This window comes from Mycobacterium sp. 852002-51163_SCH5372311 (genome assembly GCF_001667115.1).
Taxonomy (GTDB): domain Bacteria; phylum Actinomycetota; class Actinomycetes; order Mycobacteriales; family Mycobacteriaceae; genus Mycobacterium.
In genome coordinates this window covers 20,081-33,792 of sequence record NZ_LZIJ01000076.1, presented here as the reverse complement: position 1 = coordinate 33,792, position 13,712 = coordinate 20,081, and the positions used below count along the sequence as shown (strand labels likewise).

Below are 13,712 nucleotides of genomic sequence, written 5' to 3'. Positions count from 1 at the left end.
TCTGTTGGCCCTGAATGCCCGCGTTGAGAGCGCCGGACATGGCGGCGTTCACCGCGGCGCCCTCGAGCGCCCGCACCACGAGTTCGGTGATCACTCGTGCTATCGCCTCCGAAGCCACCTTGGCGACCGCGGCGCGAATGATCGATGAAATCGCCGCTTCGGCCGCTGCCACGGCGGCCGCAATCTCCGCGGGAGCTGTCCAGTTGATCCAGGAGGTGGCGATCAACGCGCCGACAGTTGCCGCCAGCGCAACCAAGTTCGCGATGAACATTTCCTTCGCGAACTCGATCTCGGTCGCCACATTGTCGACCGCGTCGGCCAACTGGCGTAGCTGCCCGGCAACCTGGTCGATCGCCGGGGTGAAGGGTTTGAGCCGCTCGTCCACCGCGTTGTGAAGCTCGCCGGCAGCGAATCCGCCGAGCGTGGTGTGGGTGGCGGTGTTCAACTCATCTTTGAGTCCTTCCAGCTGATCGGCGTAATGCCGCCATCGATCGGCTTGCCGCCGGCACGCGGTCTCGTCGCCTTCGGGGAAAGGTTCACCGATGAGGTCGCCCACCCACCGCAACCAGCCGGGAAGTTGGATGCCCACCCGATCACGCGTCCAGCATGTGTTCCGCCGGTGGCTGTACTCGGGCGCGCGCCCGGAGGCGTGTCATGGTGATGAGTGTCGTGTGGTCCGGCTGGCCGTCAGCCGGCGACGCCGCCGTCCTGGGCGACGATGCTGTTGGCTGCTTCGGTAAGCGTCGGGGCCACGCTTTGTACCGCCTTCGTCAAATCGCTGGCGTGGGCGATCACCTGCTGGCGATCCGGGTCGAACTTTTCGGCGAAACTGGAACCGATCTTGTCGTGAGACCAGGGCGAGTCACCGGACAGTTCCGCGCTCAAACCGTTCAGCAACGAACCGATGGAGCTGCCGAGCTCGTCGAACTGGCTGATGCCGGCGCGGGCTACTCCATCGTCGTATTCGAATTGTCCTGCCATGCCCTTCTCCTCACCTGGTCGACGGCTCAGCGCCGCCCGAATCAGTCCCCGAATCGGTCCCCGAATTATTCGTCGTCGCGAATTGTCAGGCGCCATTCCTGCGCGTCCTTGCGATCGGCCTCGGCATCCAGCGTCTCGGTGACCGCACGCCGGTCCCGCGAGCCGGGCGCCGACAACGGAACCTCGGGTCGCATCCCGCTGAACTCTTCGACGAACTCTTCGGCGGGCTGCACTCTGAATCGAGCGACTTGCTGCCATAGCCCGGCCTGAAACGCGTCGGTCTTGGCGCGCATCTTCGCTGCGGCTGACTGCGCGGCTTGCACGACGGCGGCGCCCGCGTCAGCGCTGGTCGTCTGCGACAACACGGTGTCGTCGAACTCGACCTGCACGACCACGCCCTGGGCGTTCACCCAGACCTGGACCAGACCGTCGTCCGACCATGCCTCCGCGGTCTCGAGTGCCAACCGCTGTGCGGATCTGGCTGCGGCGCCCTGGAAATGCCGCAGATCGGACAGCAGCCGATCCACGCGGCTGTCGGCACTGTCCACGAATTCCCCCATTGCACCCTGTGACGACCGCTGTAACCGTGCGGACAGCTTACGGTGCCGCCGTCAGACAAATACGCGCCAGTTTTGGCCGGTGCAGTCTCAGTTCCGGGAACCGCGTGGCCGGCCACGGCGCCGCGGCCGAACCTGATAGCCGCCGCGCTCGGCCAGCGAACGCAGGCGACGCAACGCGAACTCGCGTGATCGACCCGACTCGGGTATCACCACCCCGGCCCACAGCCCCTCCACGCCCGGCACCTGGTATGCCTCGCTGGCGCAAAGCCAGCGGCGCGGACACACCAGGCACGCCGCCCTGGCGTCCTCGTCTGGTTCGGTGGTTGTCCAACGCTCCGGGTCGGCGGTGCAGGCCGGGACGTATTCGTCCAGCGGTACGGACAACGGAATTATCGCTGCGGTCATCGCTTCCCTCCCAGTTCTTGCGCGTGCGCGCCGTCGATGCGACGACATAAGTGAGAATCTAGCACGAGCGCTACGATTAAAACATAGCTGCTACGAGAAGGCTAGAACTCGGCGGGAGTTTTCGTTGCGGCAATGAGGCCCGTGCTCTGGGCAGTCAATACGGCTAAACCGCCTGCCTCTCAGGGATTACTCGATGTGACGAGTAAAGCGCCGGCGGCTAGAGCGCGGTGGCGTACGACGGAGGCAGGGCTACGCTTGCTAGCTCGGCACGAAAAAGGCGTAGCACTCGGAACGAGTAACATCTGCCACTCCAGTATCGAAAAGGAAGCCGCGTGACGTTTCTGGAATCCGATAGCGCCGGTGCTATCAAGTTTCGAAACCGTCAGCCCAGCATCCCAGGGACTGATGTGATTGGTGTGATTCCTGTGCTTTCGACGCTATTGCGACGATGAGCGGTACTCGGGTTCGGCCGCTACCTGCTGCCGTTGGGCGGGCGTTGCGGAGTGGCTGACGCTGGGCAAGCCCGGCGAAGGCTGGGCGCCCTGCTGCTCGGACGCATGACCGCCGGCCTGATCTGCGGCATGACCGCCGACGAAATCCGCATAGCCGGCGTCCTGAGGCGCCGCGACCCGTTCGGGTGCCGAGACGGGTTGCACCTGTTGGGCCTGCGCGTAACTCGTTTGATGCCCGGTGTCCGGCTCGGCGTCCTGCGCGTACTGGCCCCAATACTGCGCCGCGGACTGCGCATACTGCTCGGCGTACGCGGCATACCAGGCTTGCAGCCCGTCGGGCGCGCTCGGCTGCATCAGCAGTGCGCCGACTCCGGCGGCCGCTTGCAAGGCGTTGAGCACGACGAGAACCCACAGTGCCCACCCGGCCTCGGTCCCGTCGGGAAGGCTGATCAGCCTCGACAGCGCATCCAGAAAGCCGATCGCGGCGAGCGCGGCAACGACCTTAGCGGCCGGAGTCTGCCCGGGAACCAACCCGAATCCCGCTACCAGAGCCGCGAGCACGGCAAATCGGACATCCCAGTCGATGCCGCCGGCGTTGGGCATCGGCCCGAAGCTCACCAGGTAGGAGCACAGGCCCAGCAGCACGACGCCCAGCGTCAAGTGGCGATGCGATAGTCGCGGACCGGATTCCGGCTCGGCTGCCCACTGCGAGTAGCCGTCGTATGCGCCCGGTTGCTGCGCTGAGTAGTAGCCGCCTGCGGAAGGGTTGCCGAACGGGTCAGACATGATCACTCCTTCAAACCTGAGTTCACTCTTCGTCGGCCAACGACGCTTTGAGGTAGCGCATCTCGTCGTCGGTGGCGACCATGGTGACCACCGACGAGCCGGCCCGGGTGCTCACTTTGACCGAGTCGGTATCGATGTCGAGCAGTTCCAGCGCGACGTCGGCGTTGGGTGTCACGGCCGAGTCAGGCGGGACCACCACAATCGCTGTCACCCCGACCCGTACCGATTCCTCGGCGACCCCGTCGAACATCTCCACCGAGTAATTGCGATCGGCTCCCGCCTGCATGGACCCGCGGTTGAAGTCGGTGACCCACAGCAGGTCGTGGTCGTCGACCTCGTCGACCATGGTGCGCCACTTCGCCGGTCGCCGGCTGTGGACGAGCACGTGTGCCCCCAGCGCCAGCGACCGCAGCACCACCTGCTGGGCCAGATGCAGCGTGCCGGCGATCTCCACCCGGCGGATCTGCGGTCCGAACAGCGACAGCGCCACCGCGCGGCCGTGATCGTCGGCGCCGATCACCTGCCCGCACCCGGAGGCCGGGATATAGAGCTGCTCGAAATCCCGGACCCCGTCCCGCGTTGTGTAATCGCTTGAGTATGCCCACTTTTCGACCTGCCGCGGCGGAGAAGGCACCGGCAGGGTCGCCGCCAGCGCCGAGTACTGGTAGCCACGCAGATGGGTCAGGCCACGCAAATCGATCCGGGCCCGGCCGTGGGTGTCGAAACGGGCCAGCCCGCGGATCTGGACCGGGCCGCGGGGACGATCACGGCGCAACGACAGGCACATCGTGGTGGAGTAGCTGGGGATGGTCCACAGCAGGCCGAGTCCGCCGGTGGTGAGCATGCGCGGTCTGATGGCGAAGCTGCGCAGCCGGAACCGACCCTCCCGGCAGGTGCGCCAGGTCTCCTCGACCGTGGCCAGCTCCACCCCGTCGGCCAGTTGGTTGGTGGCCTGGCCGATCTCACTGGCCGTCAACACCCGGGTGCGCAGGCCACCCTCGGTCAGCCGATTGGCCACCCGGCGCGTTGCGGTGGTGGCCGCACGGAGGATTCCATTGCGGCCGCCGCCGCGCCGGCGCACCGCGGCCGCGCAGCGTGACGGGTCGAAGCGGACGGCGATCCACACGTTGCGTTGGGCGATGGCCGGCAGTGGACCCAGGACGGCGTCGTAGACGGCGGCCACCTGGCTGTGACCCTGTGACCGGGCGCCCTGACTGATCACGTCGATCGAATCCAGGGTGATGTCGAATTGCTGCAGGCAGTCGACCAGAGCCTGCACGGGCACGGTTTCACCGGAAACCGTCATGCCAGGCTCCATGATCGTCATCGCCTGCGGGTTTTCCTCGATTTTCAGCAACGACATCAAAGTGCTTCCGTCCCAACGGAAGCCGATCAAGGCGCCTTCGGCCATGGGCACGTCGAACGGTTCGGCCGGCATCTGCTTTTTGGCCTGCCGACTTCTAATTCGGCGTTGTCGCCAGAAACCGGTGCGCAGCGCGATCAACCGCGGCAGCGTGGTGCCGCGCAACCGAACCACCAAGATCAACGCCACGGCTAGTCCGGCCACGCTGCCCTGCCAGCCAGGAAATCCGAGGAGCGGGGCGGTCACCGTTCCCACGGCGACGAGCAGTTGCAGCACGAGCAGATCGGCCAGCGGCAACAGACGCTGTGCGCCGATGTCGATCGTCGAGCGAAGTCCGTTCGCTTCCGATGGCGTGCCCCGGCTCGGGGGCGTCGTCGGGCGGCGCGGCACAGAGGGATCTTATCCACGGCGCAGGGCGAAAACTCGCGCGGCTTTAGCGCTTGGCGTTGTTATACGCTACCGAGGCTCGGTGCTGGACCGACGCTGATGGGAGTGGGTTATGCCCGCGCAAATCACCACGCGCGCGCAAGTAAACGGCTATCGGTTCTTGATTCGGCGGTTGGAACACGCCCTGATCCGCGCCGACTCCCGGATGATCCACGACCCGATGCGCGGCCAGATCCGGTCGCTGCTCGTGGGCCTGGTGATCGCCGTCCTCGTCACCGGCGCGTGTGGCGTGCTCGCGTTTTTCAAGCCGTCGCCCAGCATCGGCAATGCGCAGATACTGCTCAGCACCTCGAACGGCAGCCTCTACGTGCGCATCGGCGACCGCCTGCACCCGGTTCTCAATCTGGCGTCTGCCCGCCTGATCACCGGGAAACCCGATACCCCCAAATCGGTCAGCGACAAATGGCTCAACCAGCTGCCTCGCGGCCCGATGGTGGGAATTGTCGGGGCGCCCAACAGCATTCGCGGTGGTGCCGACATGCGCATGTCGTCGTGGACGGTGTGCGACACCATTTCGACCCCGGACGTGACCAAGAGCACCGGGGTGGCCAGTGTGCAGACCACGGTCATCGCGGGCGACCTCACGCTGGGCGACGACATCCGCCGGGCGGCGCCGGCGCAGATGCTGCTGGTCATATCGGGCGACGCGGTCTATCTGATCTTCGACGGCGTGCGGGCCCAGATCGACCCCCACGACTCGGCCGTCATCAATGCCTTGCATCTGCAGAATGCGCAGATACGCCCGATCTCGGGATCGCTGCTCAACGCGTTTCCGCTGGTGCCGCCGATCAGATCGGTGATGATTCCGGGCGCCGGCAGCGTCATTCCGGGCAATCCGATGTTCGCGGCCTATCCGGTGGGCTCCATCGTCAAGACCGTCGACTCGCGCGGCGAGCAGCTCTACGTGGTGCTGCCGAACGGGCTGCAACCCGTCTCCTCCGCGGCTGCCGACATAATCCGCTACAGCAATCCCAATGAGGTTGCGTCACAAGGGGCCAGGGAGGTGCCGCCGGCACTGGTCAGCCAAGTCCCGATAGTCCACACGCTGGCCGTCGACCACTACCCCAGCGTGTCGCCGCAAGTCGTGAACACCGAGCCGGACCGGGTGGTGTGCATGGCGTGGGAACGGGCGAACAGCGCTGCGCAGGCCACCGTCCGGTTGCTGGTCGGTCATCGTCTGCCCATTCCGGACGGCGCGCAGCCGGTGGGGCTGGCTACCGCCGACGGCAACGGGCCGGGCGTCGACTCGGTGTATCTCAAGCCCGGCACCGGCGAATACGTCCAGGCCACCGGGGGTAACGCGGACAGCCGTGCGATGGGACAACTGTTCTACGTGTCCGACGCCGGGGTGCGCTACCACATCAAGGATCTGCCGACCGCCGCCGCGTTGGGAGTCACCGGAGTGCACGATCCCCGCGTCGACGGGGATGTCCCGCAACTGGCGCCGTGGCCGGTGGTGTCGTTGTTGCCGGCCGGGCCCGAGCTCTCCCAGGAGGCCGCACTGATCGCGCACGACGGGATGGGCGCCGACCCGCGCGGGTCGAAGGTCGAGCAACCGAAGTCGTAAGCGGTCAGATCCGCAGTTCCCGAAACATCGCGTACAGCCGCACAATCCAGCAACACAGCGGGAAAATCAGCACGATGGCGATGTACTCCAGGATCTCGACCTGGCGACGCATCACCGGGGAGAACTCCAACCTCGGCGCGATGATTCCGCACGCGACGACCAACACGATCAGCACTACCAGGACCAGCGCCGCGGGTAACTCCCAGTTGTCAAGGCCGACAGCCATTTTGACGATCGACAGCAGCGCGATCGCCATACCGGCGCCGATCAGCGTGGCGGACTGCACCAGGTCGTGATGGGTGCGTCCGCGCAGACACAGGACCGTAGCCACCGCGGTCGCGAAAACCGTGCCCTGCCAATAGAACCGGCCACTGACGTCGACCGCCAGGTAACAACCCACGGCGGCGGTGATTGCGGCCGCCGTCAATATGCCGGTCAGATATTGGCTGGCCCGGCGAACCCGGACGATCATGCCTTCCTCGGTCGGGATCACCTGCTTGCCGACGGCGTTGACGCCTTCGACAGTGGTTCCGCCCTGGGTTTCGATGTCGTCAAGGGGCTCGCCCGCCGTCGGAACCCGCGGCACCGGCAGTTTGGCCAGCAGGATCGTCACCCGGGGCGACAGGTACACGACGATCACCGACACGGTTGCCAGCACCGCCCCGGTGGCCCGGGGCGGCGGACTCCACAGCAGGCCAACCACTGCCGCGGCGCCGCCGATTACCGCCAGTGAGATCACCGCGGTGTGCAGAGCCCGGCCGCGGCCGGTGATCAGCAACACCAGCAGCGACGCCAGCCCGGTCAGACCGAAAGCCATGGGCAGCGACTTCGCACCGAACGCGTCGGGCACGACGTACAGCGAGCCGCCGAACACCAGTGGAATGGCCACCGCGGCCAGCCACTCCGAGTGCCGGGCACCCGCCGAGCGGTGGGCGATAACGCAGGCGACAAGCACCGCCAAGACGCCGATTCCGAGGGCGGTGGGGGGAACGTATATCTGGGCCGAATGTCGCGGCAACACAAACGCGGCGGTGACTGTGGCCGTCAGTCCCACGCCGAAGCAGGTGAGCAGCCGGGCATCTCGATCCAGCCAGCTGGTGATCGGACTTCCGGTTTGCTCAGCGTCCTCGAGGCTGTTTTCCACGTCGTCGAACAGCATCGGCCGGGCCGGCTGGTCGATCTCCCGGATGGCCAGTAGCTCACCGTCGTAGACGTTGGCCTCGTTCAGCGATCGGCTGGGGTCGATCGGGTCGTCACCCAGCCGGGCCAGCGTCCACTTACCCTCGGTGGTGTCGAAGACCCGTCCTTCTGGTCCCGCTAGTTTTTGATCGGGTCCGGGATGTGCCGCCAGGTGTTCGTTGGCGATGTCGATGACGTCGTCGATGAAGGCGGCAATGCTGGTATTCGCCGGCAGTCCGAAGTCCAGCCGCAGGTCGCCGACCACTAACGTGACTCGGCTGAGCGTGGGCTCGACCTCGGATTCCGCGTCAAGGTCGGACAGCGACGGCGGTAGAGTCATCGCCATCGTCCTCCTGGGGAATTTTGGGTCATCGGTTGGTGACAATACCTAGGGACGTCTTTAAATTTGCTTTCGAGTTTCGGGGAATGACCTGTTGAGTACCCAGGGTTTTGTGCGCCGACTGCGGGTGTCGCCGCCACGGATGCCGGGTGGCGAAGTCAACCTGCAGGCTCCGCCGGAGGTGCCGCGGGTGATTCCGGGCAACCTCCTGATGAAGCTGCTGCCGTTCGTGCTCATCGTTGCCGTCATCGGCATGATCGCGCTGATGGTGACCGTCGGGGGCCGGGACCTGACGAAGAACCCGATGTTCCTGATCTTCCCGATGATGATGGTCATGTCGATGGCCGGCATGTTCATGGGCGGCGGCGCGCGGTCCGGCAAGGCGGCGGCCGAGCTCAACGAAGAGCGCAAGGATTACTTCAGCTACCTGGCCAACCTGCGCGACGACGCCGACATGACCGGCGAGGGGCAGCGCACGGCCCTGGAGTGGAGTCATCCCGATCCGCGGGCCTTGGCCGACGTCGTGGGCAGCCGCCGAATGTGGGAACGCCGGCCCAGCGACAACGACTTCTGTCACGTCCGGGTGGGCATCGGGACTCACCGGCTGGCCACCCGGCTGCTGGCCCCGGAGACCGGTCCGCCGGAGGATCTCGAACCCGTGTCGACGGTGGCGCTGCGCCGGTTCGTCAAGACCCATTCCGTGGTGCACGCACTGCCTACCGCGGTGTCGCTGCGGGCATTTCCCGCCATCACGTTCGAGGGCGACCGAAAGCTGGCGCGGCAGTTGGTGCGGTCGATGGTGTTGGAGCTGTGCGCTTTTCACGGCCCCGACCATGTGCAGGTGGCGGTGGTGACCGCCAATCCGGACGGCGAGAACTGGCGCTGGGTCAAGTGGTTGCCGCAAGCCCAGCACGCCACGGCCCGCGACGGCATGGGCTCGCTGCGGCTGCTCTTTCCGAGCCTGGAACTGCTGGAGCGGGCGCTGGCCACCGACCTGGGGGAGCGGGGCCGGTTCAGCCGCAACGCCGAGCCGGTCAAAGGCCTCAAACAGCTGGTGGTGGTTATCGACGACGGGTACATCAGCGGCACCGAACGACTGGTCACCGACGCCGGGTTGGACAGCGTCACGCTGCTGGACCTGAACGGCGCCGACGCGGTGGCCAACCGCCGAGGGCTGCAGCTGGTCTTGGAAGGCGGCTCAGCAGGCGACTCGGATGGTGAGCATGTCGGGGCTCGTACCGCGGTCGGGGTAGAGCGGTTCGCCACCCCCGACACGATCACCGTCGCCGAAGCCGAGGCGACCGCCCGCCGAATTGGCCGTTACCGGCTGGCCAGCGCCGCGCACATCGTCAGCCTCGAGGCCGATTCGCGTGCCACCGACCCAGGGCTGATGGCGCTGCTGAAGATTCCCGATGCCGCGGAGATTGTTCCGGAGCAGATTTGGCGGAAGCGCTCTCCGCGGGAACGGCTGCGGGTGCCGATCGGGTACACACCAAACGGTCAGCCGCTGGAGCTGGACATCAAGGAGTCCGCCGAGTCCGGCATGGGTCCACACGGATTATGTATCGGCGCAACGGGTTCGGGTAAGTCGGAATTCCTGCGCACGCTGGTGCTGTCGATGGTCACTTCGCATTCACCCGACGTGTTGAACCTGGTGCTGGTCGACTTCAAAGGCGGTGCAACGTTTCTCGGGCTCGGAGGGGTGCCGCACATCGCGGCGATCATCACCAACCTGGAAGACGAGCTCCACCTGGTGGACCGCATGCGCGACGCGCTGGCCGGTGAGTTGAACCGGCGTCAGGAACTGCTGCGGGCGGCCGGCAACTTCCCGAACGTCAACGAGTACGAACGCGCCCGGGCCAATGGCGCCGAGCTGGACCCCCTGCCGGCGCTGTTCATCATCGTCGACGAGTTCTCCGAACTGCTGTCGCAGAAACCGGATTTCGCCGAGTTGTTCGTGATGATCGGGCGGTTGGGCCGGTCGCTGCACGTGCACCTGCTGCTGGCTTCGCAACGGCTCGAGGAAGGCAAGCTGCGCGGGCTGGACTCGCACCTGTCCTATCGGATCGGGCTCAAGACCTTCTCTGCGGGCGAGTCGCGCAGCGTCCTGGGCGTGCCGGACGCCTACCACCTGCCCAGCGTCCCCGGCTCGGCCTTCTTGAAATGCGATGCGTCCGAACCGGTTCGGTTCAACACGTGCTACGTTTCGGGCGAGTATGTCCCGCCGCGCCGTGCCGCACACAGCGGCCGGGGTAGGCAGCTGGGCGCACTGGCGCCGAAACTGTTCACGGCCACGCCCGTCAAGAAGGATGCGGTGCCGGCTGCCCCGGAACCAGAAGGGCTTGTGGCGGGTTCCGGTATGCCGTCGTCTCCGACCAAGACGACATTGCTCGACGTCGTGGTGTCGCGGCTGCGAGGTCACGGTCGGCCCGCCCACGAGGTGTGGTTGCCGCCCCTGGACGAAAGTCCCGCAATCAATCAGCTACTGCCGGACGCCGACTGGTCGGCGCGCGAGAACCTCGACGGCCGGTTGTGGATGCCCATGGGTGTCGTGGACCGGCCCTACGATCAGCGCCGCGACGTCCTGATGATCGATCTGTCCGGAGCCCAGGGCAACGTCGCGGTGGTCGGCGGCCCCCAGTCGGGCAAGTCGACAACGTTGCGCACGCTGATCATGTCGGCGGCGGCCACCCATACCCCGGAACAAGTGCAGTTCTTCTGCCTGGACTTCGGTGGCGGCACGCTATCCAGTCTGGCCAATCTGCCGCACGTCGGCGGCGTGGCCGGCCGGATGGACGCCGATGCGATCCGGCGCACCGTGGCCGAGGTGTCGGGCGTGCTGCGGGCCCGGGAGCTGCGGTTCCGCGATCTCGGCATCGAATCGATGCGCGACTTCCGGGCGCGCAAGGCGCACCTGGCGACCCTGCCGCCCGATGTCGCCGCCCAGGATCCGTTGAGCCAGGACAAGTTCGGCGACCTGTTCCTGGTGATCGACGGCTGGGCATCGATCAGAAGCGACTTCGAGCTGCTCGAGCCCACCCTGAATTCGATTGCCGTCCAAGGGCTTTCGTATGGAGTACACCTGGTGATCTCGGCATCGCGCTGGATGGAGATGCGCGCGGCCGTCAAGGACATGCTGGGTACTCGCATCGAATTGAAATTGGGTGATGCACTGGACAGCGACGTCGGCCGCAGGTTCAACGAGCTGATCCCCGTCGGCCGCCCCGGGCGGGGCATGAGTCACGAACGGCTGCACATCCTGATCGCGCTGCCACGGCTCGATTCCAGTTCGGGCGTCGACGATCTGCCCGAAGGCGTGGCAGCAGCGGTCACCGCGATGCGTGCCCACTACGGCAACCGGCAAGCGCCGCGCGTTCGGATGCTGCCGCACAAGGTGGATCGCGGCGCCGTGGTTCGGGCGGCGCAATCGGCCGGGATGCTGGGCAGGTCATGCGTTGCCATCGGCATCAACGAGGCCGAATTGAGCCCCGTGGTACTGGATTTCGATGCGCAGGCACATCTGGTGGCGTTCGGCGACGCCGAGTGCGGCAAGACCGGTCTGCTGCGCAACATCGCCACCGGGCTGATGGAGAACACCACGCCCGACCAGTGCAAGATCGTTCTGGTCGATTTCCGTCGCTCGATGCTCGGCGTCGTGGCCAACGACTATCTGGGCGGATACGCCACGGCGTCGCAGTCCTGCGCGGAGCTGATGACGGCGCTCGCGGCGACGCTGAAAGATCGGCTGCCGCCCAGCGACATCACCCAGCAGCAGCTCAAGGACCGATCGTGGTGGTCGGGCCCCGACATCTACGTCATGATCGACGACTACGACCTGATCGTGAGCGGCTCGATGAGCAGCCCGTTGAGCCCGTTGGTCGAATATCTGCCGCAGGCCCGCGATATCGGTCTGCGGGTAGTGGTGACCCGCCGCATCGGCGGCGCGGCGCGCGCCATGATGGACCAGTTCATCGGACGACTCAAGGATTTGTCGTGCAACGGTTTAGTGATGAGCGGCACGAAAGAAGAAGGCGCGCTGTTCGGCTATAAGCCCACCGAGATGCCCCCGGGACGGGGAATGCTGGTGTCGCGCACCATGAAGAACGGTGTGATCCAGCTGTCGAGGATGCCGGACCTATGACCGGGGTCAGTGAGCTCAGGCGAATCCGGGTGGCGTCGGCCGCTCCCGACCACATCCGGGTATCGGTGTTCGGAGGGCGCACGCAGCTGGACATCGCACTGCCACTGGATGTTCCGGTGTCCGGCTTCGTTCCGGAGCTGGCCCGGCTCGTCCGATCCCGGGACAGCGAACGCGACGGTGAAGCGACGTCGAAAGACGAGCGCCGGACATTCTGGGTGCTCAGCAGATTCGACGACGGCACCGCGTTGCGACCCGACCAAACCCTGCGCGAAGCCGGGGTGCGCAGTGGCGAATTGCTGCGGCTGTCGTCACAGCGGGCCCTGTCGCCGCCCATCCTGTACGACGACGTCGTCGACGCCGTCGGCCGGCTGAACAAAGCGGCCTACGCCGCCTGGAACGCGGCATCGGCGCGCTGGATGGCCTTCGCCGGTGTCCACCTGGCCGCCCTGGCCATTGTCTATTGCCTGCTCGGCCGGGGATCCCTCGCGAACCACGCCGGCCACTACGTGATCGTCGCCCTGGCCGCGGCCGTGGTGCTGATGCTGACCGGCGGGGCCGGGTTGGCGCACCGTTCCTACGGGCTCGACGACGTGGCCGCGGCGCTTGGCTGGGCGGCGGTTCCGATCACGGCCGGTATCGCGTGGGCCGTGCTGGCCCGTTACGGCTACTTCGGCCTGGCCGCCGCTTGTGCGACGGTGCTGGTGCTGTGCGCTGTCTACGACCGGGTGATCGGTACCGGGCACTGGGCGTATCTGGCCGGCGCGCTGGCGTTCGGTCTGATCGGCATCGCAATGCTCGGCCGTGCATTGCATGGACGAGCCGACATCGTGTTCGTCACGTCGGCGGTGGCGACGATACTGATCTGCCTCACGGTTCCGCGGCTTACGGTGCGGCTGGGCCGATTCGAGACACCGACGGTTGCTGTGGCAACCAACCGTGAGGACTGGGACTTCGAGAATCCGTTCCAGCCGCCCGCGTCGACCAACGACCGCGATGGCGATTCGGGCACGGCGATGCCGACCGCGGAGGCCGTCTGGGCAAGGGCGAAGTCGGCGGCGGTAACGCGTGCGGCGTTGCTGACCGGTTTGGCTTCCGGTGTGGCGGTGGACGTGACGCTGCTGCTGGGCAGCGGCGTCCTGCACTGGCCCGCGTTTGTGTTCGCGCTGGCCTGCGCGGCGGTGCTGGCTCTGCGCAGCAGAACCGTCGACACCTGGTTCGAGCGCGCCGCGTTGGCGGTGCCCGCCGCCGCGATTGTCGTGGTCGGTTGCGTGATGGCCCAGGGCGGGATCACCCCGATGCCGGTGACGGGGCTCGGCATGCTGCTTGCCGTTGCGGTTGGTACTGCTTTAGCCGGGTTGACCGGGGCCGGCGGTGGCTTGTCCCCCCGGCTGGCGGCGCTGCTTGCCTATGCGGAGTACGCGGCCGTCGGATCCTTGATCCCGTTGGCGCTGTGGGTAATTGGCGTCTACCAGCGTCTGGGATTGTGACTTG

9 protein-coding genes and 1 pseudogene are annotated in these 13,712 nt (G+C 66.5%); 3 read left to right on the top strand and 7 right to left on the bottom strand.

Annotated elements, in window-relative coordinates; genetic code table 11:
• The 6 genes and pseudogenes from A5791_RS09050 to eccE form a co-directional block, all read right to left on the bottom strand.
• A pseudogene (locus tag A5791_RS09050) lies at positions 1-589 on the bottom strand (hypothetical protein); the annotation flags it as partial.
• A gap of 98 nt (positions 590-687) precedes the next feature.
• Positions 688-981, bottom strand: a complete 294-nt coding sequence (locus A5791_RS09045; RefSeq protein ID WP_067234163.1) for a hypothetical protein — start codon at positions 979-981, stop codon at positions 688-690.
• Positions 982-1,046: 65 nt separating this feature from the next.
• Positions 1,047-1,541, bottom strand: a complete 495-nt coding sequence (locus A5791_RS09040) for a YbaB/EbfC family nucleoid-associated protein (RefSeq protein WP_067234160.1) — start codon at positions 1,539-1,541, stop codon at positions 1,047-1,049.
• 87 nt (positions 1,542-1,628) lie between these two features.
• A complete protein-coding gene (locus A5791_RS09035; protein WP_067234157.1) occupies positions 1,629-1,946 on the bottom strand; it encodes a WhiB family transcriptional regulator in 318 nt (105 codons plus the stop codon).
• Between the two features lie 437 nt (positions 1,947-2,383).
• Positions 2,384-3,184: a DUF5336 domain-containing protein gene (locus tag A5791_RS09030; protein ID WP_156661099.1), complete on the bottom strand. Its 801-nt coding sequence runs from the start codon at positions 3,182-3,184 to the stop codon at positions 2,384-2,386.
• A gap of 22 nt (positions 3,185-3,206) precedes the next feature.
• Positions 3,207-4,937, bottom strand: a complete 1,731-nt coding sequence (gene eccE, locus A5791_RS09025; protein ID WP_231995837.1) for a type VII secretion protein EccE — start codon at positions 4,935-4,937, stop codon at positions 3,207-3,209.
• Between the two features lie 109 nt (positions 4,938-5,046).
• On the opposite strand from eccE, the gene eccB reads away from it, so the two are divergent.
• Positions 5,047-6,561 carry a type VII secretion protein EccB gene (gene eccB / locus A5791_RS09020; protein ID WP_067234150.1) on the top strand — a complete coding sequence of 505 codons (1,515 nt, stop codon included), beginning with the start codon at positions 5,047-5,049 and terminating at the stop codon, positions 6,559-6,561.
• 4 nt (positions 6,562-6,565) lie between these two features.
• On the opposite strand, the gene eccD (A5791_RS09015) is transcribed toward eccB, so the two are convergent.
• Complete coding sequence (gene eccD, locus A5791_RS09015) at positions 6,566-8,080, bottom strand: type VII secretion integral membrane protein EccD (RefSeq protein WP_067234181.1); 1,515 nt, start codon at positions 8,078-8,080, stop codon at positions 6,566-6,568.
• Positions 8,081-8,174: 94 nt separating this feature from the next.
• Between eccD (A5791_RS09015) and eccCa the strand changes: the two genes are divergently transcribed.
• Both eccCa and eccD (A5791_RS09005) read left to right on the top strand, forming a co-directional pair.
• Positions 8,175-12,221, top strand: a complete 4,047-nt coding sequence (gene eccCa / locus A5791_RS09010) for a type VII secretion protein EccCa (protein WP_067234146.1) — start codon at positions 8,175-8,177, stop codon at positions 12,219-12,221.
• Positions 12,218-13,708, top strand: a complete 1,491-nt coding sequence (gene eccD / locus A5791_RS09005) for a type VII secretion integral membrane protein EccD (RefSeq protein WP_067234143.1) — start codon at positions 12,218-12,220, stop codon at positions 13,706-13,708. The genes eccCa and eccD (A5791_RS09005) overlap by 4 nt, the downstream gene beginning before the upstream one ends.
• The last annotated feature ends 4 nt before the right edge of the window (positions 13,709-13,712 follow it).